Raw genomic sequence first — 26,816 nt, forward strand, 5'->3', positions numbered from 1 at the left:
GTGCGGACCCGGGTCAGAGCCCGAGGTCGCGCCCGATGAGCTCCTTCATGATCTCGTTGGTGCCGGCCCAGATCTTGTTGATCCGGGCGTCACGCCAGGCGCGGGCCACGCGGTACTCGTTCATGTAGCCGTAGCCGCCGTGCAGCTGGACGCACTCGTCGAGGACCTTGCTCTGGGTCTCGGCGGCCCACCACTTCGCCTTGGCGGCGTCGACGGCGCTGAGCTTGCCCTCGGCGTGCGCGACGACGCACTCGTCGACGTAGGCCCGGGCGACCTCGATGCTCGTGACGAGCTCGGCGATCTTGAACTTGTTGTGCTGGAAGGAGCCGATCGGCTGACCGAAGGCCTTGCGCTCCTTGGTGTACTCGATCGTCTCCTGGAGGATCTGACCGGCGTGGGCGACGCAGCCGATCGCGTTGCCGAGGCGCTCCTGCGGGAGCTTCTGCATCATCGTGATGAAGCCCATGCCTTCGGGACCGAGGAGCCGGTCCGCGGGGAGGCGGACGTTCTCGAAGAAGAGCTCGGAGGTGTCGGACTCGGGCTGACCGACCTTGTCCAGCGGCTGGCCCTTGGTGAAGCCCTCGTCGCTCGCCTCGAGGACGAAGAGCGAGATGCCCTTGGCGCCCTTGGCCGGGTCGGTCCGGGCCGCGACCACCGCGAGGTCGCACTGGTGGCCGTTGGTGATGAAGGTCTTGGAGCCGTTGAGCACCCAGTCGCCGCTGCCGTCGTCGGCCTTGACGGCGGTCGACTTCAGCGCGGCCAGGTCGGAGCCGCCGGAGGGCTCGGTCATGCCGATCGACATGATCGCCTCGCCGGTGACGACCTTCGGCAGCCAGCGCTGCTTCTGCTCCTGCGTCCCCATGGCCACGAGGTAGGGCGCGGTGATGTCGGCGTGGATGCCGAAGCAGGAGGAGACCGCCACGTTGAACTTCGACAGCTCCTCGGCGAGGACGGCGTTGAAGCGGTAGTCCTCGATGCCCGCGCCGCCGAACTCCTCGGGGATCGTCAGGCCGAAGAATCCCTGCTTGCCGGCCTCGAGCCAGACCTCGCGGGGGATGGTGTGCTCGACGATCATCGAGTCCGCCCGGGGCACGAGCGTGCGCTCGACGAACTCCTTGACGGAGGAGCGGAAGGACTCGTGGTCCTCGTCGTAGATGTTGCGGGGCATGGTCACCTCTCTGGAACGTGGTGTGCGTCATCGCACTAAGCGCTTGCTTAGTCTCGCCCCCGGCGGGCATGCTGTCAACGTGACGACGCCGACGCCCTCTCTCCCCGAGCACGACAACCCGACCGTCGTGAGGCTCTTCGAGGCGGCCGCGGACGCCTTCGCGGACAAGGGGTTCCATGCCACGACGACGCGTGACATCGCCTCCCGTGCCGGCCTCTCGCCGGCTGGCGTCTACGTCCACTTCGCGAGCAAGGAGGACCTGCTCTTCCAGCTCAGCCGCGTCGGGCACGAGGGCGCCCGCGACGCGCTGGCCTCGGCCGCGGCCCAGGCAGGCTCGCCCACGGACGCCCTCCAGGAGGTCATCTCCACCTTCGCCCGGTGGCACGCCGAGCAGCACCAGGTCGCCCGCATCGTCCAGTACGAGTTCCGCCACCTCGCTCCCGAGCACCAGCGCGAGGTCCTCACCCTGCGTCGTGAGATCGACGCGGTCGTCGAGGGGATCATCACCGCCGGTGTCGAGTCCGGCGAGTTCGTCGTCGACGACGTGCGCGCCACCGCGCTCGCCGCGCTCTCGCTCGTCGTCGACGTCGCTCGCTGGTACCACCCGGGCATCAAGCGCACCACCCCGGCCGCCATCGGCGAGACCTACGGGGCGCTCGCCCTGCGGCTGGTCGGGGCGCGCACTCCCTGACGTGACACCGGTCCCCGGCCGGCGCCGCCCTACCCCACGACGATGCCGAAGGGGGTGAGGAACCCGAGCGCACCGGTCAGGTCCGCCCGGAGCCCCTCGACCCTGGCATCGCGCACGTCGACGACGAAGTCGCGCGCAGTGCGCAGGTCGGCGCGCCGCAGGTCCGCCCGGACGAAGCGGGCCCCACCCAGGGAGCACTCGTCGAAGACGACCTCGACCAGGGTGGCCCCGTCGAAGTCGGCGTCCGTCAGCACGCACCGCTCGAAGCGGGCACCCGTGAGGTCAAGCCCGGTGAAGCTGCCCATCGACAGCTGGCAGTCCACCCAGGCGCTCGGACCGGGCACGAGCACCGGGGCGCGCAGCATCGCCCACGACGTCGCGAGTGCCTTGCACCCGACGAACCTGCAGCCATCGACGACCGAGTCCGGCAGGCGGGCACGGGAGAGGTCGACCCGCTCCACGGCACAGCCCTCGAGCCGCACCCCCGACAGCGTCGCTCCCGCGACGGACGCGTCGCGCAGCGTGCACCCGACCATCTCCACGCCGGAGAGGACCTCCCCTTCGCCCAGGGAGCCGGTGAGCACCTCGTCGACGATGCTCGTGCGACCGGCGACCTGCTCCAGGAGTGAGGGCATGACGGCACCCTAGGTGTGGGCACCAGCGGGACCTGGGACGCGAGGGCTGCTTTCGCTATGTCGCTGCTCCCGTGCTGGCGCTATCGTGGCGACATCGTGCTGAATGGGGAGGCCCACACAGAGCTGAACGGGGAGCGGGTATGCGCATCGTGATGCTGGGGACACGAGGTGTACCGGCGCACTACGGGGGCTTCGAGACGGCCGTCGAGGAGATCGGCAGTCGCCTCGCCGACGCGGGGCACGAGGTCACGGTCTACTGCCGCCGCCCGGCGGACGACTCGGCTGCACCGCGGACGACCCATGCCGGGATGCAGCTCGTGCACCTGCCGTGCATCCGCCGCAAGACCCTCGAGACGCTCTCGCACACCGCCTTGTCCGCGTTGCACGTCGCAGCGTCGGGCACCCGCCACGACGTCGCCCTCGTCTTCAACGCCGCCAACACCTTCGCCCTGCCCCTGCTGCACCTACGGGGTCTGCCCGTGGCCGTCCACGTCGACGGCCTCGAGTGGCGGCGGGCGAAGTGGGGGCCCGCCGGGCAGACCTTCTACCGCCTGTCCGAGGCGGCCGCCGTGCGGTGGGCCGACGCGCTCATCGCCGACTCCCCCGGCATCCAGCAGTACTACCGCGACGAGTTCGACGCCGGCACCGCGCTGCTCGAGTACGGCACCGCGGTCATCGCGGATGCTCCCACCGCCCGGCTGGCGGAGGTGGGCCTCGAGCGTCGTCGCTACCACCTCGTCGTGGCGCGGATCGAGCCCGAGAACCACGTGCTGGAGATGATCCGGGCCTACGGGGCGAGCGGCGCCCACCTGCCCCTCGCCGTCGTCGGCAGCATCCCCTACGCCTCCGAGTACGAGGCTGCCGTCAGGTCCGCCGCCGAGCAGACGCCGGGCGTGCGGATGCTCGGGGGCGTCTGGGACCCTGAGCTGCTCGACGAGCTGTACGCGGGCTCGGCGAGCTACCTGCACGGGCACTCCGTCGGCGGGACCAACCCGTCGCTGCTCCGCGCGATGGGCGCCGGTGCCACGACGATCGCCCACGACAACCCCTTCAACCGTGAGGTCCTCGGCGACGACGGGTTCTTCGGCGACACCGTCGAGACGCTGGCCTCGGCGATCGCCCGGATCGACGCCGCACCGGACGCCGACACGGAGCGGCGACGACGTCTCGTCGAGCGTTGCACCCGGCGCTACGACTGGGACAAGGTGGCGGCGGGCTACGCCGACCTGTGCGCCGACCTGGCCCAGGGCGTCTCCCAGCGAGGCAGGCACTCCGGCCGACGCGACCCCTCGTCGCCGTGGCGCCGCGCCTCCGGGCTGCCCGGGACCCGACCGTGGGCGGCCGCTGACGTGCGAGCGGCGGGACCCGCGGTGACGATCGTCGTGCCGACCTACCGTCGGCCCGAGATGCTGCGCTCCTGTCTCGAGGCGTTGCGCACCCAGACCTTCGCCGACTTCACCGTCGTGGTCTGCGACAACGCCGCCCAGCCGGAGGTGGGCAGGGTCGTCGACGAGCTCGCCGATGCGCGCTTCCGCTGGGTGCCGCGGGAGTCCAACCTCGGGATCCTCGGCAACGTCTGGCAGGGCTTCATCGACTCGACGACGGACCTCGTCATGGAGGTCGACGACGACGACGTCCTCCGCCCGGACGCGCTCGAGCAGCTCGTGCGACCCATGCTGGAGGACCCGTCCCTTGCCGTCTGCTTCGCTGACGTCGACCTCGTCGACGCAGACGGTCTGCCGCTGCCTCGCACGCACCCGATGCACGCGATGGTCGACCGGCGCCGGGTGCCGGAAGGGAGGCTGCCCGCCTTCGACGACGTGGCGGCGCGCGGAGACATCCTCATGGTGGCCGCGGTCCTGCGTCGTCGCGCCGTCGACTGGAGCGAACGCCCCGACTGGGCCGCGACGGCCTACGACCGCTACCTGGCTCTCGCGCTCTCCCGGTCGGGAGGGGCCGCGCTGCACGTCGAGCGCCCCGTCATCGCCTACCGCATCCACGACGCCGCCGACAGCGTCGGCGACTTCACCCGGCAGCTCGACGGGGCCGTGGCGGTCCTCGAGAGGGAACTGCAGTCGAGCGACGATCCACGGCACCTGCGGGCCGTGCGCGACGAGCTCGTCCGCACGAGGATCCTGCGGATCCGCAGCCTCTTCGCCGACGGGCGACGCCGCGAGGCCGCCGGCACCGCCCGCGACGTCCTGCGCAGTCCCCGGGGCCTGCGGGGGAGCGCACGCTTCACCGCCCACTACCTCGAGCGGGTGCTCGCCCGTCCCGCCCGTCGACGCTTCCGCCCGGCCAGCGGGTCGGCATGACCGGACCGTCCCGCGGTGTCAGACGACCTTCCGTCAGCTCCGCCGCCATCCTCGTCGTCACCGCCGGCGTGGCGGCAGCCGTCACGTGGTCCGGGACCGCGGGGTGGTCACCGGCCACCGTCCGTGCGACGGCGGACGTCAACATCGCCCCGCTCATCGGCACCTTCTCCAACTACGAGGTGGCGACGCACGCGGCCGACTTCACCTCGGCCTACGGCGACGACGTGGGTACGGGCGACGTGGCCGGCGACCCCGACGCACCGGGGGCCTTCGTCGACTCCTCTCGTGTCGGCAACGGCACGATCATCCGGGTCACGTACGTGGCCAGCACGGCGGACGCGGCCGAGAGCGGTCTGCGCCGACAGGTGCGCCATGCCCTCGACGACGTCTCCGACGGCATCGAGCAGCAGCTGGATGCCGATGTCGCCGGTGCCGAGCTCGCCCGGAAGTCGCTCGAGTCGGAGGGGGGCAGGGGCCCTGCGTCCCCGGCGGACACGGCCGCCCTCAACCGCGTCGGGGAGATCGTCGCCGACGCCACCTCATCGCTCAAGAGCATCCAGGTGGCCCAACGACGCAACGCGGACCGGGCCTCGTCGCTCCAGGTGGACACCAGCCCGATGAGCACGACCTCGACCCGGGCCCGCGCCAGCGTCGCCGGCGGGCTCGCGGCCCTGGTCCTCACTGGGGGTGCCCTCGCGCTGCTCACCGTCCGCAGGCGCCGGCGTCACGAAGAGCGTGGCGACACCCGGTCGTCGGCGTGACCACCGACCAGAGCCGCCCGTCCACCGGACGGGCCTTCGCCACGACACTGGCCACCAGTGGCACGACGATCCTCCTGGGGCTCGTCTCGGGTGTGCTCACCGCCCGTTTCCTCGGCGCCGACGGACGCGGGGTCGTCGCCGCGGTGAGCACGTGGACACTGACGCTCACCTGGGCCTCCAACCTCAAGTTCGCCGACGGCATGATCTTCCTGCAGGGCCGGGGCGCCGACCAGCGCCGGGTGCTCGGCACGACCCTCACCATGGCGCCCGTCCTCGGGGTGCTCGGTGTCGGCATCGCACAGTTCCTGGTCCCCGTGGGCTTCGCCGCGCAGGACGACGAGACGAAGCTGATCGCGCGGATCTTTCTCTGCGCGATCCCCGTCGTCCTCACCACCGAGGCGATGTGGGCCATGCTCATGGCCCGCCACCGCTTCCGCTTCCTCGGAGTCGTGCGCATCACCCAGCCCGCGACCTACGTGCTCACGCTCCTCACCCTGCTCGGTCTCGACCGATTCACCCCGGTGACCGTCCTGTCGGCCCAGGTGGCCAGCTACGGGGTGGCACTCACCGTGGCGGTCGTCGGCCTCGTGGCGGAGGGCATCACCCGTGGCGATCGCCGGCTGGCGCGCGCGTCCCTCGGGTACGGGTTCCGCATGCAGGGGATCAGCCTGAGTGCGCTCCGACTGGACTCACTCGTCCTGCCAGCCTTCGTCAGCGCCTCCCAGATCGGCTACTACTCCATCGCGGTCAACGTCTCCTCCATGGTCGTCTCCCTCTTCGGGAGCGTGGCCATGGTGATCTTCCCGCTGACGGCTGCCGGTCATGGGCCCGCGGCCCGGGGCGCGCTCGAGCGCGGGCTGAGGATCAACCTCGTCGGCGGTGGCCTCGCCATCCTCGCCATCGCTGCCACGGCACCGTGGGTCATCCCCTTCGTCTACGGCGACGAGTTCTCCGCCGCTGTCCCCGCTCTGTGGCTCATGCTGCCGGGTATCGTGCTCTTCTCCGCGAGCATGGCCCTCATGGCGACGCTTCAGGGCCTCGGGGCACCCGGGTGGGCCAGCGTGGCCCACGTGGGCGGCACGATCGTGCTCCTCGTCGGGCTGGTCCTCCTCGTCCCCCGGCACGGGATACTGGGCGCGGCGATCATGAGCACGGTCGGCTACACGACCGTCTTCGTCCTCGGCGAGCGGCTCGTGGCGCGCCACATCGGCCTGTCCGTCCGGGCCGTCCTGTCGCCGGGTGAGCTGCGCCGGGACATGGACTGGTTGCGCAGCCGACTCCTGCGGGCCCGGAGCGGGGCCTGACGTGCGCATCCTCCAGGTCAGCAAGTTCGCGCACCACGTCGGCGGCGTGGAGACCTACGTGGGCTGGCTCGTGCGCTCCCTCGTCGCCGACGGCCACGACGTCGGGGTGGTGGCGATGACGCCGCCACCGGGGCGGTCCCCGATGGACCTGTCGGGGGCGCCCACGTGGTTCACCCGGCGTCGGTCCTTCGAGCCCGGCTCCCCCGACCGCTGGCGCAGCGCGGCCGTGTCGGTGTGGTCGCCGGAGGCCGGGGTCACGATGCGACGAGCGATCCGCGAGCACCGTCCCGACATCGTGCACTTCCACGGGACCTGCTACCAGCTGACGTCATCGGTCGTACGAGCCGTCCGCGAGGCGGGTCTCCCCGCCGTCCTCACCGCCCACGAGTACAAGCTGGTGTGCGCCAACCAGACCCTCTTCAGCGATCCGGACGGCACCATCTGCACCGACTGCGTCGGCCGCTCACCGCTGCACCGCGCCCTCGCCCCCGTGCGGCGCCGGTGCATGAAGGGCAGCCTCGCGGTCAGCGTCCTCGGTGCCGCCGAACAGCTCGTCTCCGCCCCGCAGTGGCGACGGTCCGGCCCGCGCATCCTCGCGCCGTCGGACTTCATGAGAGGCGTCATCGCCGACGAGGGGTGGCCGGCCGCAGCGGTCGAGTACCTCGACCTGCCGTGGCGCTCGCAGGGCGAGGACGTGCTCCCTTCGGACGGTCCGCGGGACGCGATCGTCTTCGCCAGCCGGCTCGTCCCGCTCAAGGGGCCACACGTGCTGCTGCAGGCGTGGCGGCGGATCGCGCACCTCCACCCGGAGGTGCGGGTCGAGCTCATCGGCGAAGGGAGCCAGGCCGGCGAGCTGAGATCGATGATCGCGGCGGACGGCATCCCCCGGGTCGACCTGCCCGGGGTGACCGACGCCGCGGGCGTGCGCCGGGCACTCGACCGCGCGATCGTCACCGCACACCCGTCGCAGTGCCACGAGAACTCCCCCTTCGCCCTCCGCGAGAGCCTCATGGCCGGCGTGCCGGCCGTCGTGTCGCGGGTCGGCGGCATGCCGGAGATGGTCGGCCCGGCGAGCGGCTGGACGGTGCGGCACGACGACGTCGACGCGTGGGCTGCCACCCTCGACACCGCACTTCGCTCCCGGCTGGCCGGGAGCGCCGCGCTCGTCGACGAGGTGCGTCGACGCAGCACGACGACGCAGGAGCACCTCGCCCGCCTCACGGCGGTGTACGGCGAGGCGACCCACGGGGTGCGGTCGTGACCCGCCGGACCGGGTACGCCGCCGTCATCGGCCTGGGTGCCGGCATCGCCGGCATCGCCTCCGTACGGGTCGGTGTCGACCTCTTCTCCGTGGTGGTCCTCGTCGTCGCGGCCCTCGTCGTCGTCACTGCGGCGGTGCTCGCGGTACGTCAGTTCGCTGCCCTGGCGCTGCTCCTGCTCGTCGTGCGACCCGAGCTCGACGCGGTGGGCCACGGGTCGGCGATTGCCATCGGGCTGATCTTCATCGCTGCCTCCGGGTGGTGGTTGTGGTCGCAGTGGCGCACGGACCAGCTGCGGCGTCCCTCCGTCGCCGTGTGGGCGCTCCTCGGCTTCGTCGGGGCCGCGGCCCTGAGCACGCTCAGCTCGCACGTGCCGGCCCTGTCCGCGGCCAGCGCGGCGCGGCTGACCGCAGGCGTGCTGATGTTCGTCGTCATCGAGCAGCTCGTGCGCAGCCGGCAGCTGACCTCGTCCGCGGTCCACCGAGCGCTTGCTGCCTCGGCCGTCATCGTGTGCGGCCATGTCATCGTCCAGGTCATGACGGGGACCTCTCCCGTCGACAGCGACACCGGCCTCTCCCGGGTCACCGGGCCCTTCGTGCACCCCAGCGTGCTGGGCAAGTACGCGGCGGTGCTCTGCGTCCTCATGCTGGCACGTCTCGTGTGGTCCCGGTCCGGCCACCGGCTCCTCTGGGGGTGCGGCACGCTGGCGACGGGCGTCGTCGTCCTGCTCACCTACACACGGGCCGCATGGATCGCCGTGGCCCTCGGTGCCTTCGTCATCGCCTATCGCAGGGACCGGCGCTGGCTGCCCGTCGTCATCGCCGTGTGTGTCGTCGTCGTGGCGCTGACACCCAGTCTCAATCAGCGGGTGGTCGACATCTGGGATCCGCCGCCCCCGCCCCCCGGGGCGCCTGAGAGCTCACTCGCCTGGCGATGGGGCTACTGGCAGGCGCTCGCGCCCCTGGGCTGGCTCAACCCCCTGACGGGGATCGGGTTCGGCGTGGTACCGACGATGCGCAGCGAGGGCCTGCTCCCGCACAACGTGTGGGTCCAGACCTGGGTCGAGCTCGGCGCGGTCGGGATGGTGGCGCTCGTGGCCGTCACCATCGGGGTCACCGTCACGCTCCGCGAGGCCGGCCGGGCACTCCGGCAGCGCGAGGGCGAGGCACGCGCCGCCTTCGAGGCGGCGGCGGCCGTCGCGCTCGGACTCGTCACGGTCACGCTGACCGAGAACCTCCTCGACGAGACCACCACGCTCTGGGTCGCCGGAGCCGTGATCGCCACCGGCTGGTCGGTGTCACCAGACCCACCACACGCCGCTGCTGACTGGTGGCTCGGTCGATCCGGGTGGCGAGCCCGTCGATCTCGTCACGCACGAGGCGTGCCCAGCCAGCGATGATCTGCCGGTCGGCACGCCACGGAGCCCTGCCCTCCGCGACGGCGTCCACCTCGCCGAGGACCCAGGCCGCGTCGATCTCGTCCACGGGCCGGTCGGCGTGGTCCAGGCCCACCCGCTCGAGGACGGCGCGGTTCTTGGGTGCGTAGCCCGCCGACACGATCGCGCGGTCGGCTGCGAGGGCGGCGACGACGGTGTGGAACCGGGTCGCGACGACGAGATCGACGCCCTGCACCACCTCGACCAGCTCGTCGAAGCTGCCGACGTCGGAGAGGGGCAGCCGGGCCTGCGGACGTTCCCCCAGGACCCGCCGGCGCACCTCCCGCGCGGGCTCGACGTCGACCGGCTGTCCGACCGTCAGCACCACCCGGCAGCCACGGTCGAGGAGCCCGACGACGACCTCCGCGAGGATGTCCAGGTACTGCTCCGTGCCCCGACCTGAACCGGACCAGCCCCTCCAGTCCATGATGCCGACGGCGACCCGCATCCCCGGTCCGGGCTGCGCGGGCGCCACCGAGCCGACCGCGCGGCCGAAGGCGAGGTCGCAGGTCACCCGCGCGTCGGGACGGGCCGCGCCCAGGTCGGCCATGGTGCGCAGCGAGTCCGCGTCGCGGTAGGTGACCTCGGACGCCAGCCTCACGGTCGCTCGGAAGAGCAGCGCACTGGCCCGGCTCCCTATGGGCCCGGCCCCGACGGCCAGCAGCACGAAGGGGCGTCGCCGCGCCCGCGCGGCGGCCGCCCAGAGGAAGAGCGACCACGGCATCCCCCACGGCGGCTCCTCGAGGTCGTCGAGGACCCCGGTGCCGCAGACGACGACGGCCTCCAGCGAGCCCATCCACCCCAGGACCGAACCCACGTGACGCAGCTCGGCGACGACCCTTCGCCCGAGCCGCACGGCCCGTGCACCGCCGCGCGTGCGGTCGGCTCGGAAGGACAGCACGGGCTCGTCGCCGTGGACCACCCCGCGGGCCCGGGCACCGTCGGGCATCGGCGTGACGACCGCGAACCGCAGGTCGGGCCGTGCGGCAGCCAGCTGGTCGTGGACCACGGCGAGACTGACCTCGTTGCCGGTGTTTCCGCCACCGACCCCGCCGACGAGCCCGACCTGCCGCACATGCGTCATGGCCGTGTGTGCTCAGTCCCGAGCCGGCGGTATGACCATGGCCACACCCTACCCAGGGGGCGGCGACGACGGCAGGGTCGGACGAGCTGCGCTGCCCCTGCCTCGCGGCGCCCTCAGTCGCGGGTCAGGCGGCGGTGCGTCACGCGGTGCGGACGCGCGGCGTCCGCCCCGAGGCGCTCGACCTTGTTGGCCTCGTAGCCCTCGAAGTTGCCCTCGAACCAGTACCAGGAGGCCGGGTTCTCGTCGGTCCCCTCGTAGGCGAGGATGTGCGTCGCGACGCGGTCGAGGAACCACCGGTCGTGGGAGATGACCACGGCGCAGCCGGGGAACTCCAGGAGCGCGTTCTCCAAGGAGCCCAGGGTTTCGACGTCCAGGTCGTTGGTCGGCTCGTCGAGGAGCAGCACGTTGCCGCCCTGCTTGAGGGTGAGCGCGAGGTTGAGGCGGTTGCGCTCACCGCCGGAGAGGACACCGGCCTTCTTCTGCTGGTCCGGGCCCTTGAACCCGAACTGGCTGACGTAGGCGCGCGAGGGGATCTCGACCTGGCCGACCTGGATGTGGTCGAGCCCGTCGGAGACGACCTCCCAGACGTTCTTCTCCGGGTCGATGCCGCCACGGTTCTGGTCGACGTAGGACAGCTTGACCGTGTCACCGATGTCGACCACGCCGGCGTCCGGCTGCTCGAAGCCGACGATCGTCTTGAAGAGGGTCGTCTTGCCGACGCCGTTCGGGCCGATGATGCCGACGATGCCGTTGCGAGGCAGGGAGAAGGACAGGTCCTCGATGAGCACCCGGTCGCCGAAGCCCTTCGTCAGGTCCCGGACCTCGATGACCTTGCTGCCGAGGCGCGGGCCCGGCGGGATCGCGATCTCCTCGAAGTCGAGCTTGCGGGTCCGGTCGGCCTCCGCCGCCATCTCCTCGTAGCGCTCCAGACGGGCCTTGTTCTTGGTCTGGCGGGCCTTGGGGTTCGAGCGCACCCACTCGAGCTCGTTCTTCAGTCGCTTGGCGAGCTTCTGGTCCTTCTTGCCCTGGATCTGCAGCCGCTCCTGCTTCTTCTCCAGGTAGGTCGAGTAGTTGCCCTCGTACGGGTAGAGACGGCCGCGGTCGACCTCAGCGATCCACTGCGCGACGTTATCCATGAAGTACCGGTCGTGCGTCACGGCGACGACGGCACCCGCGTAGGCCGCGAGGTGCTGCTCCAGCCAGAGGACGGACTCGGCGTCGAGGTGGTTGGTCGGCTCGTCGAGGAGCAGCAGGTCCGGCTTCTGCAGGAGCAGCTTGCACAACGCGACGCGCCGACGCTCACCACCGGAGAGGTTGGTGACCGGGCTGTCCGGCGGTGGGCAGCGCAGGGCGTCCATCGCCTGCTCGAGCTGGGAGTCGAGGTCCCACGCGTCGGCGTGGTCGATCTCCTCCTGGAGCTTGCCCATCTCCTCCATGAGCGCGTCGAAGTCCGCGTCGGGCTCACTCATCTCCTCGGAGATGGCGTTGAACCGGTCGAGCTTGGCCTTGATCTCGCCAGCGCCCTCCTCGACGTTGCCGAGGACGGTCTTGTCCTCGTTGAGCGGCGGCTCCTGGAGGAGGATGCCCACGGTCGCGCCCGGCTTGAGGCTCGCCTCGCCGTTGCTCGGCTGGTCGAGCCCGGCCATGATCTTCAGGATGGTCGACTTGCCGGCCCCGTTGGGGCCGACCATCCCGATCTTGGCACCGGGGAAGAAGGACATCGAGACGTCGTCGAGGATGACCTTCTCGTTGTGCGCCTTGCGCGCGCGGACCATGGTGTAGATGTAGTCGGCCATGGGGGCAGGCTATCCACTCCCGCCCCCACGCCCGAATCCACCGTCGTCAGGCCGGCACGGCGACCTCCTCCGCCTCGTCGGCGCCCTGCCCGTCCGCCTCCGTCGGGTCGAGCACCTCGCCGGTGCTCTCGTCCACGACCTCGCCCGCCGGGCCCTGAGCCGGCGCCGGGTGCGCCGTGCCCCACCCGGGTCCGTCGGACTCCTCCATGCGGGTGCGCATCCGGTCGAAGCCCGCCTCGCTGGCGGCCAGGGCCTCGGCGTCGCCGGCGCCTCGCTGCGCCTTGGAGTACTCGGTCGTGCCGAAGGTCAGGTCGTGCCCGACGCTCATCGCCTCGATGTCGGCAGACGAGCCCCACGAGCCGTCGGTGCGCTGCCAGTCGTTGATCGTCAGTCTCCCGTGGACGACGACGGGGTCACCCTTGCCGAGGGACTGGTGGGCGTTCACCCCCAGCGCGCGGTAGGTCGCGACGTTGTAGAAGCTCGTCGGCCCGTCGACCCAGACGCCCTCGCGGCTGCGCCGCCGTACCGTGCTCGCGATCCGGAAGATCGTGAACTGGATGCCGTTGCGCGTGGTGCGGTGCTCGGGGTCGGCGACGACCCGGCCGCCCACGGTGATCTCGGTCTCGTTCATCTCGTGTCCCATCCCTGTGCGCCCACCTGCGATCGGGTGGGTCCGTGGGACCAGCGTCGCGCCGGACCAGCGGGCGCGACGGGGCGAGTCACTCCCTGTGGACGACCGGGCGGGTCACCCTCCCCCTGTGCACGACGGCTGCGGAGCCGCGGTCAGCCGTGGGCGCGCTCGATGCCCGCGCGAGCTCGGGCGTGCTCGCCGAGCACGGTCTCGACGGGCTCGATGACCCGGGCGTCCGCGACCTCGCCGATGGAGCGGCGCAGCCGCTTGTCGACGACCCCGGCTCGCTTGCGACCACCGATCCTCGCCAGCCAGCGGGCGATCGCGGCGAGCAGCAGCCCACCCAGCAGCCCGCCGACGAGCAGCAGGAAGGGGGTCGCGAAGGGCCCGACGTCGAAGGTCGGGATCTCCGGCAGCTGCAGCCAGCCGGCGAGCGCGATGACGACGAGCCACACGAGGCCGACGACGGCGGTGATCGCCAGGAGGACCTGCAGCAGCCCGAAGACCGTCCACCACATCGGCTTGCGGCTGCGCAGGGGGGTGCGCATGACGGCCTGGTCGAGCTCGTCGGCGAGGTCGTGGTCGGCAGGTCTCGCGGCATCGGCGACCGCGTCGGCCCAGCGGGTCGGCAGACCCTCGCCGGCGGCGGTGCCGATGCGACGGGCCGCGAGGTCGACGCTCGCGCGGGCCGCGGGCGCCGGTGGCGGGATGGAGGAGCGGCCGAGCACCGCGCGCACGTCCTGCTCGGTGATGTCCGGGGTCCCGTCGCTCGTGCGGTCGAGCCGTAGCCGCTTGAGCGGCGCCGGCCGGAAGGCCCGCACCCAGCGGGTGAAGGGCCAGCCGGTGCGCGCCCAGGCCTCCATGCGGAAGTCCCGGGCCACGGCCTCGACGACGGTCGGGACGCCCGCACTGCGGGCCAGGGCGTCGACGAGCTCCCCGCGGGAGCGGTCGGGGATCGCTGCCTCCCGATCGGCCACCGACGCACGCAGGCCCTCTGCGGCCGTGCGCAGGTCCGCGCCGAGCCGGTGGCGGGCGGCATCGGAGTGCTGGACGGCATCGGCGAGGCGGGTGCGCAGGGCCTCGAGCCCCTCCCCCGTCCGCGTGGAGGTCCCGATGACCTCGTGGGTCTGCAGGCCGTCGCGCTCGAGCAGCCGGGAGAGGTCGGCGGCCACCTGGGCCTGGCCCTCCCCACGCAGCCGGTCGACCTGGTTGAGCACGACGATCGTCACGGCGCCGTACTCGCGCAGCACCGCGACGTAGTCGTCGTGGAGCACGGCGTCGGCGTACTTCTGGGGGTCTGTGACCCAGACGAAGACGTCGACGAGCTCGAGGACCCGCCGGGCCTCCTCGCGGTGGGCGGCCTCGCGCGAGTCGAAGTCGGGCAGGTCGACCAGGACGAGCCCGTCGAGGTCGGAGGCACCCTCCTGCACCTGGTGCCGGGTGCCCACGGAGAGCCAGTCGAGCAGCTCGCCGGCGGGCTCACCGCCCCAGACGGCGGCGGTCGGCGTGGACGTCGTCGGGCGCCGCTGGCCCACCCGGGCCACGTCGGCGCCGACGAGGGCGTTGAAGAGCGAGGACTTGCCGGAGCCGGTCGCCCCGGCGAGCGCGACGACCGTGTGCCCGCCGACGAGCGCGGTCCGCTCGGAGACCTTGGCGACGACCTCGCGGGCCCGGCCGGCCGGCTGCGGCTCGAGTCGGCTGCCCCCGGCCTCGAGGGCCTCGGAGAGTGCGTCGGCCCGGGCGGTCAGCTCCTCGACGGACAGCGCGGAGGCGTCCCCACCGCCACGACGAAGGGGGTTGCGCGGGCTCATCGGGTGCCCTCACCGACCGCGGCAGCGGCCTGCTGCAGCCGGCGCAGCTGCGCCTCGCTCACGGCGAGGTCACCGGTGACGTCGGTGTAGCGCGACCGCTCCGCGGTGTAGAGGTCCTCGACCCGCTCGAGGAGCAGCTGGCGGGCCTTCTTGGCCATGTCGCGCACCGCCTGGTCGCCGAAGATCGCCTCGAGCACCTTCTGCGCCAGCGCGGTGGTCCCACCCGCGATGGCGACCTCGGGCGCGACGAGCACGCCCCCGGTGTGCGCGAAGGACACGAGCATGAGGAAGAGGCCGATGCCGTTGACGCCGTAGGCGGCGATCCGGGCGTTGGTGCGCCGGTTGCCGCCCTCGGCCCGGACGATGTCGAGGACATCGCCCTGCCAGTCGCGCACGAGCCGCTCGACCTCGCCCTCGAGCCCTCGCGAGGAGTGCGCCAGCTCGGGGTGCTGGTCGAGGACGACCGGGCCGGCCTCGGTCGAGCGCCACGTCCGGGCGACGGTGCTCGCGGCGGCGTCGGCCTCGGCGATGAGCAGCGCGCTGACGCCAGTGTGCAGGGCCTGGTCGAGCTCCGCGGACGGCGGGGGGCCTCCGCCCACTGCGGCCGTGACGCGGTCGCGGAGGCGCGAGACCCCCTTCTCCACCTTGCGGAAGAACTCACCGGTCCCGACGAACTCCTGCCACCGGGCGAGGACCTCTCCGCGCAGGAGCTGCCCGTCCTTCATGCCCTCGGTGACGCCCTCCTCCGCCTTGTCGTAGGCGTCGTAGGCGGCCTGGGCGAGGGTGTCCGTCTGGTCGCGGTGGCTCTGGGCGGCGTCGACGAGCGCGCGGGTGCGGCCGTCGAGCGAGCGCAGCGCGCCCCGGAGGGTCTGCCGGATGATGATCGAGCGGGCCCGCTGGTCGCCGGCGAGCGCCGTGAGCCAGGCGCGCACCCGCTCGATGTCCTGCTCCGGGATCAGGCCGTCGTCGTCGAGGTCGGTCTCGGGGACGGTGAAGACCGGCGCGGTCTCGAGGCCGTGGTCGCGCAGCATGTCGACGAGGTGCGTGCGCACGTCGGCCATCGCGGGCCGGTCGACCCGGTCGAGCACGATCGCGACCGCGGTCCCCCGCTCGGAGGCCTGCTGCAGCAGGCGCCACGGGATGGCGTCGGCGTAGCGGGCGGCCGTCGTCACGAAGAGCCAGAGGTCGGCGGCCGCGAGCAGCTGGGCGGCGAGCTCGCGGTTGGCCGAGACGACCGAGTCGATGTCGGGTGCGTCGAGGATCGCCATGCCCGGGGGCAGTGTCGGCGACGGCGTCAGGCGGACGGTCCCGGGCTGCGGGTCGGCGCCGGCGCCACCGGTGACGCGGGCGAGGGAAGGGAGGACCCGCGCGTCGCGGAACCACCGCTCGTCGTCGGGGTGGTGGATGAGCACGGGGCTGGTCGTCGTCGGGCGCAGCACCCCGGACCGGCTCACCTCCCGGCGCAGGATCGAGTTGACCAGCGTCGACTTGCCGGAGCCGGTCGAGCCACCGACGACGGCGAGCAGCGGCGCGTCCATCGAGGACAGGCGCGGGATCACGTAGTCGTCGAGCTGGTCGAGGAGCGCCTGCCGCTCCGTCCGCGCCGCGCGGGTGCTCGGCAGGTCCAGCGTGAGCCGGCTGCGAGCCACCTCGTCGCGCAGGCTCGTCACCCGCTGCAGCAGGCCGGCGTCCGCCCCGTTCGCGCTCGAGATCTCAGCCATGCGCCCACCCTATATACGTGCGCCCGGCTGTCCTGCCCGAACGCTCGGCGTGACGGCGCGTGGCGCCCCCGGCAGGACTCGAACCTGCGACCTAGGGATTAGAAGGCCCTTGCTCTGTCCAGCTGAGCTACGGAGGCACGCCCGGCGTGGCGGTGTCCACGCACGGGCGGAGCCCAGTGTAGTGAGCGTCGCGACCTGACATGATCGGGACATGTCCGTCCGCGTCCTGGTCCGTGAGGCGGGGGTGGGCCACTCCCCCGCCGATCTGGCGCTCCTCGACCCCGGCGAGATGTCCCGGGCGCACCGCAAGCGGCAGCCGGCCCCCTTCGTCACGGGCCACGCGCTCGTGCGACGGGTCCTCGGCGAGCTGGTCGAGCGCGACCCCGCCGGGCTCGTCCTCGAGCGCCGGTGCACGACCTGCCGCAGCGACCTCCACGGCAAACCGGTCCTCGTCGAGGGCGACGGCTGGCACTTCTCCCTCTCGTACACCCCCGAGGTCGCCGTCGTGGCGGTGGCGAAGGGGGTCGAGGTCGGGGTCGACACCGAGGACCTGACGGATGCCGACTTCGACAGCTTCGCCCGGGCCACGCTGGCGCGCGAGGAGGTCGCCGGCTTCGACGGCCTCGAGGGCCACGAGCTGCTCGTCGCCCGCGCCCGGGTGTGGGCCCGCAAGGAGGCGGTCCTCAAGGCGACCGGTCACGGCCTGGTCGTCGACCCCGCCGAGGTCCTGGTCTCCGGGCCGCTGGAGGCCGCGCTCCTCGTCGACTGGCGGGCCACCGAGCCGCGACCGGCGCGGATCTCGCTCGCCGACGTGACGCTCGACGCCGCGAGCCACCGCGCCGCGGTCGCAGCCCTCACGGACGAGCCCCTCGAGGTCGTCACGACCTGAGGATCGCGTCGACCGCGGTCAGACCGCGCCGGCGAACTCCCGCCGTCGGGCGGTCATCGAGTCCAGCAGGACCCGTTCACGCTCGAGCGAGCGCGGGTCGGCCTCGTGGCTGAGCATCCGGAAGCGCAGCAGCGCCAGCTCCGAGGCGCAGTCCTGGAAGCTGCGCATCGAGCTCAACCCACCCGGCCCCCGGTGGTACTTGGCCCACTGGCGCGCCTGGCGGCGGGCCTTCATGTCCGCGAGCATCCCGACCTCGTCGCCCGAGATCCAGCCCGTGTCGACGTAGGCCATGAGGTGCTGGCCGATGACCCGCCCCTCGCGCTTGCGGGTCCACACGACGAAGCAGACGAAGCTGACGAAGGCACCGAAGCCGACGACCAGGCCAATGCCCAGGCCGACCAGCCCGGTGGAGGCGCTGAGGTTCCACAGGCCGTGGAGGAGCACCGCCGCGCACCACCCGAGGACCGGGGCGATGATCTTGACCGGCATCGACCGGGAGACCGCTGCCACGCCGATGCCGATGCCCGTCATCGACGTGAACATCGGGTGGAGGAAGGGGGTGACGAGACCGCGCAGGACGAAGGTCCAGCCGAAGCCCGCGGCGCCGGCCTCGGTGGCCGCCCCCGCGAAGTACTGGATGTTCTCCGTGAAGGCGAAGCCGGCCGCGACGATGCCCGCGTAGACGACGCCGTCGGTGAGCCCGTTGAACTCACGCCGCATGAACCACCACATGACGAGGATGAAGACCCCCTTCGTCGTCTCCTCGACCGGCGGGGCGACGAGCACCGCGGTGAGGGTGCTGACGTCCTGCGGCGACGAGGCGAACGAGCTGATGACCGCCCCGCCGAGGGTGTTGGCGAAGATCGCGAGGAAGGTCGAGACGAGCGCGCCGTAGAGGAAGGCCGTGACGAGGTAGCGCAGCGGCTCCGCCTCGAAGCGGTCCAGCCACAGGAAGATCGGCAGGACGAGACACAGCGGGATGAGCGCGGCGACCAGCGACACGAGCGTGAGGATGACCCCGAAGGCGAACCCGTAGTACAGCGCGAAGAGCAGGACGAGCACGAGCGAGCCGATGAGCACCGTGCCGCCGAGCAGCCAGGTCCGCAGCGTCGGGCGCGGCGTGGGGTTGGCCTGCGCCTGGGCGGTCACGTAGTGGGCGGTGTACTGCTGCTGCTGCAGCCACGCCTGGTGCTGCTGGTACTGCGCGGCGGCGGCCTGCTGCTGGGCAGCCAGGCGCGCAGCCCGCTGCTGCTCCTCGTAGGCCTGCTGCTGGGCGAGGACCTTCGCGCGCGAGTCGGTCCTGGCCTCCTGTTCGGCGAGGGCGATCGAGCGCGAGGCGGTGCGGAACCACTCCGGCTCGTCCGGCGCGGAGCGACGCAGCACGCGTCGGGAGAGGGTGTCCTCCGCCGGGCGGCTCGACGACGGCGGGGCCGGCGGCTGTCCGGGCGGCGGCGGGGGCGTCGGGGTCACGGACGGCGGCGGCGGGGTCGCGGACGCGCCGGCGGTCCGTCCCGGGGGCGGCGGCGGGGGGCCCGCTGGGGCCGGCGGCCGGCCGGGCGGGGGCGGAGGGGGCGTCGCGCTCATGGGCGACACGCTAACCCGGCCGGGGGGCCCTGTCGGCGGGTAGGACTCCCCGTGACGGGGACGACGCCCGGCGGGTCGCTAGGGTGATCGCCGTGACTTCTTCGACCCAGGCCTCGTCCGACCGCATCGTGTGGATCGACTGCGAGATGACGGGACTCTCCCTCGAGCGCGACGCGCTCATCGAGGTCGCCGCCGTCATCACCGACTACGAGCTCAACCAGCTCGACGAAGGCATCGACATCGTCATCCGTCCGCCGGAGGCGGCGCTGGCGCAGATGAACGACTTCGTGCGCGACATGCACACGAGCTCCGGCCTGCTCGACGTCCTCGCCGAGGGCACGACGATGGCCGACGCGGAGGAGGCCGTGCTCGCACACATCAAGGAGTACGTGCCCGACGCCGCCAAGGCGCCGCTCGGCGGCAACAGCGTGGCGACCGACCGCGCCTTCCTCGTGCGGGACATGCCGACCCTCGAGGCCCACCTCCACTACCGGATGATCGACGTCTCCTCGATCAAGGAGCTCTCCCGCCGCTGGTACCCGCGGGCCTACTTCGCCTCGCCGGACAAGAACGGCGGCCACCGCGCGCTCGCCGACATCGTCGAGTCGATCGCCGAGCTGCGCTACTACCGCGAGGCGGTCTTCCGGCCGCAGCCCGGGCTGGAGAGCGCCGAGCTGAAGGAGATCGCCGCGCGCCACCAGGTGCGCTGAGACCTCCGCGCCCGGCGGTGCTGGCCGGTGGCCCGGGCACCGATCACCACGGCGAGGTAACCGACGAGCACCCCGGCGAGGTTGTCGAGCACGTAGTGCCAACCGAAGTAGAGGGTCGCGACGAAGGTCAGGCCGAAGAAGGTCCACGCGGCCAGGCGCAGGTAGCGGGCCGGGCTGGTGCGGTGGAGGAAGAGCGCCAGGGCGAAGGTCACCGACACGTGCAACGACGCGAAGGCCGCGACCCCCTGGATGGCGTCGCTCGTGAGCGGGTCGGCGAGGAACTCCACCCGGTTGCTCAGCAGGGCCTGCTGCAGGTCGGCCACCTCGGTGCGCGGCAGCCCCGCGTACAGGCTGGGCCTGGCGTAGACCGGGCCGAGCGCCGGAAGGACGTAGTAGCTGAGCGTGCCGAGGACCCAGTTGAGGCTCAGCGCCGTCGCGTACCACGCCCCCACCGCCACGTCACGGCTCAGGACGAGGACCGCCATGAGGCTCACCGGGACCAACGGCAGGTAGAGCAGGTAGACGAAGGAGAGCAGACCTGCCGTCCAGTCCACCCCGAGGACCGAGTGGAGGACCACGGCCGGGTCGCTGCCGCCGAGGAACCACTGGTCGACGGCGTGCAGCTGGTGGTCGTAGAGGACTCCCTCCCGGTGGACGGGCAGCACGCTCTTGAGGTTGCGGTAGGCGACGTAGCAGACGTAGAAGGTGACCAGACCGGTGCCGACGTAGGCCAGGCGACGCAGGCTCCACTCGTGGCGCACGACCTCGCCCATGCCGAGCCACAGCTGTCGCACCCCGCGGCGCCGGAGCCCGGCGAAGACCAGGCCGATGCCGAAGAGGACGAGTGCCAGCAGGGGCAGGCGCACGTAGGCGGGGCCCAGGAAGCCCTCCGGGTCCTTCAGGGGGATCCCGAGCGAGGAGGTGCCGGCCACCGCGGCCGCCCCGACGAGGACCGAGACGACCACGGCGACGGAGTAGGGCCACGAGCGCACGGTCTGCATCACGACCACTATGGCCTGAAATGGACGACAAGGTTAAATCCAGGCGTCGAGAGGACGACGAAGGGCCCCCGGCGCACCGGGGGCCCTTCGCCCTTGGGGTGAGTAACGGGACTTGAACCCGCGACCCTCGCGACCACAACGCGATGCTCTACCAGCTGAGCTATACCCACCAAGTTCTGCCTGTCTCAGGCAGCGCGGACCATCGTACCTGTTCCCGAAGGGTGCTCGTGACCACCCACCTCCCGGACGCACGCAGGCCGATCAGGCACGATGGGCCGGTGACCACACCGCACCGCTCCGCTCCCCCCTTCGTCCCCGTCATCACCGCGATCATCGCTCTCGCAGCGATGCTCGCCGCACTGGTCGCCACGGCCGGGCCGGCCTCAGCGCACGCGCGCCTGGACAACTCCAGCCCGCGCGACGGCTCGACCCTCACCGCTACCCCACCCGAGGTGATGCTGCGGTTCAACGAGCCGATCAAGAGCGGTCTCAACCAGGTGACGGTCACGTCCGGGTCGACGGACGCGACGGAAGGGGAGCTCGAGGTCGACGGTGCGACGGTCTACCAGCCGTTGAAGTCCTCGCTGCCCGCCGGCACCTACAAGGTCTCCTACAAGGTCGTGAGCGCCGACGGGCACCCGATCAGCGGGTCGCTGTCCTTCCGCTACGCCCCGCCCGGCGGTGACGAAGGACCGGTCGAGGAGCCGGGCGGCGAGGGCACCCCACCCGCGACGAGCACCACCACCACCACCAGCAGCTCGTCCTCGACGAGCGCGCCCACGGCCAGCACGTCCGCGCCGAGCACGACCTCCGCCACCGCGCCGTCCTCGTCGACCAGCGAGCCGACGTCGTCGAGCACCTCGGAGCCGAGCTCGACGACGAGCTCCAGCTCCTCCTCCACCACCGGTGACGGCGAGACCGAGCCCTCGCAGCGCCCCACCTCGTCCTCGACGACGGCCGCCGTCCCCGCCCAGGACGACACGAGCGACGACGGTGGCGTCCCCACGTGGGTGTGGGCCGCGATCATCGGCGGCCTGCTCGTCGTGGGCGCCGTCGTCGGGCTGCTCGCCCGTCGGCGCGGCGACGACGGCGACGACGAGGACATCCACCTCGAGGAGTGGCGCGGCTGACGCCCGTCAGGGGCGGTCCTCGACCGCCCCCACCGAGGCGTCGGCGTCGACGAGCGTGACGCTCGACGCGTCACCCAGGTCGGCCCCCTCGAGCCGGGCACCGACGTCGACGACGCAGCCCGTCAGGCGCACGCCGCTCGTGACGTGCACGCGGTCGAGCAGGACGCAGTCGAGCACCTCGGCGCCCTCCTCGACCACCACCTCGGGACCGATGACGCTGTGCCGGACCGTGCCGGCGACCCGGCACCCCGGCGACAGGAGGCTCTCGACGGCCTGACCGGTGGCGGCCACCCGGGCGGGCACGAGCTGCGGCTGGGCCGAGTGGATCGGTCGGTCGGGGTCGTCCAGCTCCACCCCCGTGCCGTCGACCAGCTCCATGTGCGCGCGCCAGTACGACGCCAAGGTACCCATGTCGGTCCAGTAGCCCTCGAACGCGACCGCGCGCGTGGAGCGGTGCTCGACGAACCACGGGACGAGGTCCTCGCCGTAGTCGCCGAGCCCGCCGAGCTCGTCATGCAGGCGCTCGAGAGCCCCCGTGAGCTCGTCCGTCGTGAAGCAGAAGATCTCGGTGGCCACGACGTCGGTGCTCGGCTCGTCGGGCTTGTAGTCGAAGCCGGTCACCTCCCCGTCGTCGTCGGACTCGACGACGGCGTGCTGGCTCGCGTCCCCCGCGGTGCGTGTGGTGACGACCGTCAGGTCGGCGCCCGTCGCGACGTGCTCGTCGACGACCGCCCTGAGGTCGGCCGTGTAGAGGTGGTCGGCGCTCAGGACGAGGACGACGTCGGCTCCGCTCGCGGCGATGCGCCTGCGGTGGCGCCACAGCGAGTCGCTGTTGCCCTCGGCGAAGCCCTCGCCCGTCGCGCCGCTGAAGGGCGCCAGGATCTGCAGGCCACCCCGGTTGCGGTCGAGGTCCCAGGGCCGACCGTTGGCCAGGTGCTCGTTGAGCGAGTGCGGCAGGTACTGCTCGACGATCCACACGTCGGTGATGCCGCTGTTGGCCAGGTTGGACAGCGCGACGTCGATGAGCCGGTAGGTGCCCGCGAAGCGCAGCGCGGGCTTGACCCGGTGCTCGGTGAGCGCGCCCAGCCGGGACCCCTTGCCCCCGGCCAGGATGACGGCCAGCACCCTCGGACCTTGCATGTCGTCTCCCTCTGCTCGACTGCCAGCGAAGGTAGCACCGCTGCTGCGACCCGGGACGAAGAAGGACCCCACCGGATCAACCGGTGAGGTCCTTCGTGGGTGGTGCGCCAACAGGGACTCGAACCCCGAACCCGCTGATTAAGAGTCAGCTGCTCTGCCAATTGAGCTATTGGCGCGCGAGGAGAAACATTAGCACCACGATGCGGCGAGATGAAATCGACTCCGCGACAGGGCTGCCGGGACGTGTCCGGCACATGACGAAGGGCGGGACCCCCGCTGGAGCACCGCCCTTCGCCGTCGTGGTGAGGGGTCACCAAGAGCGCTTGGCGCGCTGCTTCTCCCACTTCCTGTGCTTGCGGCTGGCCGCGATCGCCCGGAGGACGACGAGGCCCACGACCGCGGCCGCCGCGATGGCGACGCGGTCCATGCGCAGCTCACCGGACTCCGTCCGCGTGGCGTGGGCGAAGGAGGCCTTGGCCTGCGCCTTCTGCCGCTCGATGACGTTCTTCGGGGCCGCCCGCACCGACAGCTCGTCGATCGTCTGCGCGAGCCGGTCACGGGTCGTGATGATGTCGTTCTCGAGCCTGGTCGTGCTCGGGTTGTCATTGCTCACGTGAGGATTCCGTCCTTACTCGATGCCGAGGTCGCGGCGGATGCGGGCCACGTGGCCCGTCGCCTTGACGTTGTACTGGGCGTGGGTGACCACGCCGTCTGCTCCGACGACGACCGTCGAGCGGATCACTCCCTCGACGACCTTGCCGTACAACTTCTTCTCACCATAGGCGCCCCAGGCGGTCATGACCGCCTTGTCGGCGTCGGAGAGCAGTGTGATCGTCAGCCCATCGCGCTCGCGGAACCTCGCGAGCTTGTCCGGGGCGTCCGGCGAGATGCCGACCACCTCGGTGTCCGCCGCGCGCAGGGCCTCGAGCGAGTCGCTGAAGTCGCACGCCTGCGTGGTGCAGCCCGGGGTCATCGCCGCCGGGTAGAAGTAGACGATGACGCGCTTGCCGCGGAAGTCGCTCAACGAGACCTCTGCGCCGGTGTCGTCGGTGAGGGTGAAGTCGGGTGCCCGGTCGCCCGGTGTGAGTCGCTCGCCCACGAGTACCTCGCAATCCAGTTGCACATGAGATGCAATAAGGTCGGATGTCTGCACCAACCTATCCCAGCGACCTGCCCCCCGAGGAGCACCAGATGCACGTGCCCGATGGCTTCCTCGACGCCCCGACCTCCGTGGCGACCGCCGCGGTCGCGGTCGGTGGCGTCGCACTGGCGCTGCGTCGCAGCCGTGGTGACCTCGACGACCGGGTCGCCCCGCTCGCCGGGCTCGTCGCGACCTTCGTCTTCGCCGCCCAGATGATCAACTTCCCCGTGGCAGGCGGCACCTCCGGCCACCTGCTCGGCGGTGCCCTCGCCGCGGTCCTCGTCGGGCCGTGGACGGCGACCCTCTGCGTCACCGTCGTCCTGCTCGTGCAGGCCCTCGTGTTCGCCGACGGCGGGCTCACGGCCCTCGGCACCAACGTCACGCTCATGGCGATCGTCGGCGTGTGGGTCGGCTGGGTCCTCTTCGCCCTCGCGCGACGGGTCCTGCCCTCGCGCCCGGCGAGCGTGCCCGCGGCCGCCGCCGTGGGGGCCTTCGTCTCGGTGCCGGCCGTCGCCGCGGTCTTCGCCGGGCTCTTCGTCGTCGGCGGCACCGCCCCGGTCGACGCGGGTGCACTGCTCACCGCGATGCTCTCCTGGCACCTGCTCATCGGCATCGGCGAGACGGTCATCACCTTCCTCGTCGTCTCCGCGGTCGTCTCCGTCCGCCCCGACCTCGTCCACGGGGCGCGGGGCCTGTCGCCGGCCCCCGCCGCCGCCCCGCAGGAGGTCGCCCCGTGAGGTCCCGCATCTCCACACGCACGCTCGTCGTGACCGGGCTCGTCCTCTGCCTGCTCCTCGCGGGCGTCGCGAGCTACTACGCCTCCGCGCACCCCGACGGGCTCGAGCACGTCGCCGGGACCCTCGGATTCTCGGGGTCGGCCGACGAGCACGGGTCCGCGGACTCCCCCTTCGCCGACTACGGGACGAAGGGGGTCGACGACGGCTTCCTCTCCGGTGGGCTGGCCGGGGTCGTCGGCGTCGTCCTCACGGGCGCGGTGATGTGGCTCGTGCTGCGCTTCCTCGCCCGCCGGCGCGACTGAGGTGGGCGGTCCGCACGGTCATGCGCTGAGCCACCACGGCCACTCCCCCGCGCACCGGGCGCCGGCGCACCTGAAGATCCTCGCGACCTTCCTCTTCGTCGTGCTCGTCGTGGCGACGCCGCGGGAGGCCTTCTGGGCCTTCGGCGCCCACGCGCTCGTGCTGCTCACGGTGCTCGTCGTGACGCGGGTGCCCGTGCGGCACCTGGCCCCACGGCTGCTCGTCGAGGTGCCCTTCCTCCTCTTCGCCGCGCTCATGCCCTTCGTCGCCACCGGCCCACGGGTCGAGGTCGGACCGCTCACGCTCTCGGAGGCGGGCCTGTGGGGCGCCTGGACGCTGCTCGCCAAGGCCACGCTCGGGGTCGGCGCATCGCTCCTGCTCGCCGCGACCACGGAGCCGGCCGACATCGTCTCGGGGCTCGCCCGGCTGCGGCTGCCGAGCCAGCTGGTGATGATCCTGGGGTTCATGGTCCGCTACACCGAGGTCGTCACCGCACAGCTGCGCTCGATGCGGGTGGCCCGGGAGTCCCGGGGGTTCCGCGGTGGCGGGCTGCGCTCGTGGCCGGTCCTCGCCGGCACGGCCGGGGCCCTGTTCATCCGCTCCTACGAGCGCGGCGAGCGGGTCCACCTGGCCATGCTCGCCCGCGGGCACGACGGCCGGGTGCACGCCGGGCCCACCGCCCCCGTCGCGCCGCGCGTGCTCACCGCGACGATGTCCGTCCCCCTGGCGGCGGCCGTCATCGCCCTGTCGGCGAGGATGCTCGGATGAGCACACCGGTCATCCAGCTGCGCGGGGTGCGGCACACCTACCCGGACGGGCACTCCGCCCTCGACGGCGTCGACCTGCACATCCACCCCGGCGAGCGGGTGGCCCTGCTCGGCCCCAACGGCGCCGGCAAGACGACGCTCGTGCTGCACCTCAACGGGATCCTCGTCCCGACGAGCGGGGACGTCACGGTCTCCGGGCTCCCGGTGACGCGTGAGCACCTGCTCGACGTGCGCCGCCGGGTCGGCATCGTCTTCCAGGACCCCGACGACCAGCTCTTCATGACGACGGTCGCGCAGGACGTGGCCTTCGGGCCACGCAACCTCGGGCTGCCCGCGGACGAGGTCGACCGGCGGGTCGCCGAGGCCCTCGGTGCCGTCGGCATGAGCGAGGTCGCGGACCGGCCGCCGCACCACCTGAGCTTCGGGCAGAAGCGCCGCGTCGCCGTCGCCACCGTCCTCGCGATGCGACCGGAGATCCTCGTGCTCGACGAGCCGAGCAGCAACCTCGACCCCGCCTCGCGCCGCGAGCTCGCCGAGATCGTCGACGGGCTGGACATCACAGTGCTCATGGTGACCCACGACCTGCCGTACGCCCTCCAGCTGTGCGAGCGGTCGGTGGTCCTCTCCGGCGGGCGGGTCGTCGCGGACGGCGCGACACCGGAGGTCCTGGCGGACGAGGAGCTCATGCACACCCACCGCCTCGAGCTCCCCTACGGGTTCGACCCGCGGTCGGTGCCGGCCCGCACGCGCCGCTGACGTCTGCATTCCCCTAGGTGTTGCGGGGCATGAGGTTGGTGACACGAGGA

24 protein-coding genes, 3 tRNA genes and 1 pseudogene are annotated in these 26,816 nt (G+C 72.2%); 13 read left to right on the forward strand and 15 right to left on the reverse strand.

The features are described 5' to 3' along the window. Nucleotides 1–13: 13 nt before the first annotated feature. Nucleotides 14–1,168: an acyl-CoA dehydrogenase family protein gene (locus tag ABC138_RS11455; RefSeq protein ID WP_068323411.1), complete on the reverse strand. Its 1,155-nt coding sequence runs from the start codon at nt 1,166–1,168 to the stop codon at nt 14–16. A 79-nt stretch (nt 1,169–1,247) separates the two neighbouring features. Between ABC138_RS11455 and ABC138_RS11460 the strand changes: the two genes are divergently transcribed. Then, nucleotides 1,248–1,859: a TetR/AcrR family transcriptional regulator gene (locus ABC138_RS11460; protein ID WP_245634743.1), complete on the forward strand. Its 612-nt coding sequence runs from the start codon at nt 1,248–1,250 to the stop codon at nt 1,857–1,859. Nucleotides 1,860–1,888: 29 nt separating this feature from the next. Here ABC138_RS11460 and ABC138_RS11465 read toward each other — a convergent pair whose 3' ends face one another. Further along, the gene (locus ABC138_RS11465; RefSeq protein WP_345913749.1) at nt 1,889–2,494 is read right to left on the reverse strand and encodes a pentapeptide repeat-containing protein; all 606 of its coding nucleotides are present in this window, start codon (nt 2,492–2,494) and stop codon (nt 1,889–1,891) included. Nucleotides 2,495–2,634: 140 nt separating this feature from the next. On the opposite strand from ABC138_RS11465, the gene ABC138_RS11470 reads away from it, so the two are divergent. The 5 genes and pseudogenes from ABC138_RS11470 to ABC138_RS11490 form a co-directional block, all read left to right on the forward strand. Further along, nucleotides 2,635–4,809: a glycosyltransferase gene (locus ABC138_RS11470; protein ID WP_345913750.1), complete on the forward strand. Its 2,175-nt coding sequence runs from the start codon at nt 2,635–2,637 to the stop codon at nt 4,807–4,809. After that, a complete protein-coding gene (locus tag ABC138_RS11475) occupies nt 4,806–5,570 on the forward strand; it encodes a hypothetical protein (RefSeq protein WP_345913751.1) in 765 nt (254 codons plus the stop codon). Before ABC138_RS11470 ends, ABC138_RS11475 begins: the two co-directional genes overlap by 4 nt. Beyond that, nucleotides 5,567–6,874: a polysaccharide biosynthesis C-terminal domain-containing protein gene (locus ABC138_RS11480; RefSeq protein WP_345913752.1), complete on the forward strand. Its 1,308-nt coding sequence runs from the start codon at nt 5,567–5,569 to the stop codon at nt 6,872–6,874. Before ABC138_RS11475 ends, ABC138_RS11480 begins: the two co-directional genes overlap by 4 nt. A 1-nt stretch (nt 6,875) precedes the next feature. Beyond that, nucleotides 6,876–8,135 carry a glycosyltransferase gene (locus ABC138_RS11485; RefSeq protein WP_345913753.1) on the forward strand — a complete coding sequence of 420 codons (1,260 nt, stop codon included), beginning with the start codon at nt 6,876–6,878 and terminating at the stop codon, nt 8,133–8,135. 641 nt (nt 8,136–8,776) lie between these two features. After that, nucleotides 8,777–9,214: pseudogene (locus ABC138_RS11490) on the forward strand (O-antigen ligase family protein); the annotation flags it as partial. Nucleotides 9,215–9,350: 136 nt separating this feature from the next. On the opposite strand, the gene ABC138_RS11495 reads toward ABC138_RS11490, so the two are convergent. The 6 genes from ABC138_RS11495 to ABC138_RS11520 form a co-directional block, all read right to left on the reverse strand. Continuing rightward, nucleotides 9,351–10,652, reverse strand: a complete 1,302-nt coding sequence (locus ABC138_RS11495; protein ID WP_345913754.1) for a polysaccharide pyruvyl transferase family protein — start codon at nt 10,650–10,652, stop codon at nt 9,351–9,353. A gap of 113 nt (nt 10,653–10,765) precedes the next feature. Beyond that, nucleotides 10,766–12,448 (reverse strand): energy-dependent translational throttle protein EttA, encoded by a 1,683-nt coding sequence (gene ettA, locus ABC138_RS11500; protein ID WP_345913755.1) that lies wholly within the window; start codon nt 12,446–12,448, stop codon nt 10,766–10,768. Nucleotides 12,449–12,494: 46 nt separating this feature from the next. Next, a complete protein-coding gene (gene ssb, locus ABC138_RS11505; RefSeq protein WP_345913756.1) occupies nt 12,495–13,079 on the reverse strand; it encodes a single-stranded DNA-binding protein in 585 nt (194 codons plus the stop codon). 152 nt (nt 13,080–13,231) lie between these two features. Next, nucleotides 13,232–14,890: a YfjP family GTPase gene (locus ABC138_RS11510; RefSeq protein ID WP_338537820.1), complete on the reverse strand. Its 1,659-nt coding sequence runs from the start codon at nt 14,888–14,890 to the stop codon at nt 13,232–13,234. Further along, nucleotides 14,887–16,611 carry a dynamin family protein gene (locus tag ABC138_RS11515; protein ID WP_068322564.1) on the reverse strand — a complete coding sequence of 575 codons (1,725 nt, stop codon included), beginning with the start codon at nt 16,609–16,611 and terminating at the stop codon, nt 14,887–14,889. Before ABC138_RS11515 ends, ABC138_RS11510 begins: the two co-directional genes overlap by 4 nt. 60 nt (nt 16,612–16,671) lie before the next feature. Further along, nucleotides 16,672–16,748, reverse strand: a tRNA-Arg gene (locus ABC138_RS11520). 74 nt (nt 16,749–16,822) lie between these two features. On the opposite strand from ABC138_RS11520, the gene ABC138_RS11525 reads away from it, so the two are divergent. After that, nucleotides 16,823–17,500: a 4'-phosphopantetheinyl transferase superfamily protein gene (locus ABC138_RS11525; protein WP_068322561.1), complete on the forward strand. Its 678-nt coding sequence runs from the start codon at nt 16,823–16,825 to the stop codon at nt 17,498–17,500. A gap of 18 nt (nt 17,501–17,518) precedes the next feature. On the opposite strand, the gene ABC138_RS11530 is transcribed toward ABC138_RS11525, so the two are convergent. Beyond that, the gene (locus ABC138_RS11530; protein WP_345913757.1) at nt 17,519–19,084 is read right to left on the reverse strand and encodes a PrsW family intramembrane metalloprotease; all 1,566 of its coding nucleotides are present in this window, start codon (nt 19,082–19,084) and stop codon (nt 17,519–17,521) included. An 83-nt stretch (nt 19,085–19,167) separates the two neighbouring features. On the opposite strand from ABC138_RS11530, the gene orn reads away from it, so the two are divergent. Then, complete coding sequence (gene orn, locus ABC138_RS11535) at nt 19,168–19,794, forward strand: oligoribonuclease (protein ID WP_211596861.1); 627 nt, start codon at nt 19,168–19,170, stop codon at nt 19,792–19,794. On the opposite strand, the gene ABC138_RS11540 is transcribed toward orn, so the two are convergent. Beyond that, nucleotides 19,710–20,795, reverse strand: a complete 1,086-nt coding sequence (locus ABC138_RS11540; protein ID WP_082807422.1) for a phosphatase PAP2 family protein — start codon at nt 20,793–20,795, stop codon at nt 19,710–19,712. The genes orn and ABC138_RS11540 overlap by 85 nt on opposite strands. Nucleotides 20,796–20,889: 94 nt before the next feature. Next, nucleotides 20,890–20,965 (reverse strand) — tRNA-His (locus ABC138_RS11545). Nucleotides 20,966–21,073: 108 nt separating this feature from the next. Between ABC138_RS11545 and ABC138_RS11550 the strand changes: the two genes are divergently transcribed. Next, nucleotides 21,074–21,925, forward strand: a complete 852-nt coding sequence (locus ABC138_RS11550) for a copper resistance CopC family protein (protein ID WP_338537818.1) — start codon at nt 21,074–21,076, stop codon at nt 21,923–21,925. A 6-nt stretch (nt 21,926–21,931) separates the two neighbouring features. Here ABC138_RS11550 and ABC138_RS11555 read toward each other — a convergent pair whose 3' ends face one another. The 4 genes from ABC138_RS11555 to bcp form a co-directional block, all read right to left on the reverse strand. Beyond that, entirely contained in the window at nt 21,932–23,065 is a 1,134-nt protein-coding gene (locus ABC138_RS11555) for a sugar phosphate nucleotidyltransferase (RefSeq protein ID WP_345913759.1), read from the reverse strand. Between the two features lie 100 nt (nt 23,066–23,165). Next, a tRNA-Lys gene (locus ABC138_RS11560) sits at nt 23,166–23,241 on the reverse strand. A gap of 134 nt (nt 23,242–23,375) precedes the next feature. Continuing rightward, on the reverse strand, nt 23,376–23,678 hold the full coding sequence (locus tag ABC138_RS11565) for a DUF3618 domain-containing protein (RefSeq protein WP_068322385.1): 303 nt from the start codon (nt 23,676–23,678) through the stop codon (nt 23,376–23,378). 15 nt (nt 23,679–23,693) lie between these two features. Beyond that, nucleotides 23,694–24,164, reverse strand: coding sequence for a thioredoxin-dependent thiol peroxidase (gene bcp, locus ABC138_RS11570; protein WP_068322382.1), 471 nt, complete (start codon nt 24,162–24,164; stop codon nt 23,694–23,696). Nucleotides 24,165–24,208: 44 nt separating this feature from the next. Here bcp and ABC138_RS11575 point away from each other — a divergent pair, with 44 nt between their 5' ends. The 4 genes from ABC138_RS11575 to ABC138_RS11590 are packed head-to-tail and all read left to right on the forward strand — an operon-like array spanning nt 24,209 to nt 26,766. Then, nucleotides 24,209–24,943 carry an energy-coupling factor ABC transporter permease gene (locus tag ABC138_RS11575; RefSeq protein ID WP_245634853.1) on the forward strand — a complete coding sequence of 245 codons (735 nt, stop codon included), beginning with the start codon at nt 24,209–24,211 and terminating at the stop codon, nt 24,941–24,943. Next, complete coding sequence (locus ABC138_RS11580) at nt 24,940–25,245, forward strand: PDGLE domain-containing protein (RefSeq protein ID WP_338537816.1); 306 nt, start codon at nt 24,940–24,942, stop codon at nt 25,243–25,245. The genes ABC138_RS11575 and ABC138_RS11580 overlap by 4 nt, the downstream gene beginning before the upstream one ends. 1 nt (nt 25,246) lies before the next feature. After that, nucleotides 25,247–26,011, forward strand: coding sequence for a cobalt ECF transporter T component CbiQ (gene cbiQ / locus ABC138_RS11585; RefSeq protein WP_068322373.1), 765 nt, complete (start codon nt 25,247–25,249; stop codon nt 26,009–26,011). Further along, nucleotides 26,008–26,766, forward strand: coding sequence for an ABC transporter ATP-binding protein (locus ABC138_RS11590; protein WP_068322370.1), 759 nt, complete (start codon nt 26,008–26,010; stop codon nt 26,764–26,766). The genes cbiQ and ABC138_RS11590 overlap by 4 nt, the downstream gene beginning before the upstream one ends. Nucleotides 26,767–26,816: the final 50 nt, after the last annotated feature.

It is taken from the genome of Janibacter sp. LM (genome assembly GCF_039631275.1).
In the GTDB taxonomy this organism is placed as follows: domain Bacteria; phylum Actinomycetota; class Actinomycetes; order Actinomycetales; family Dermatophilaceae; genus Janibacter; species Janibacter terrae.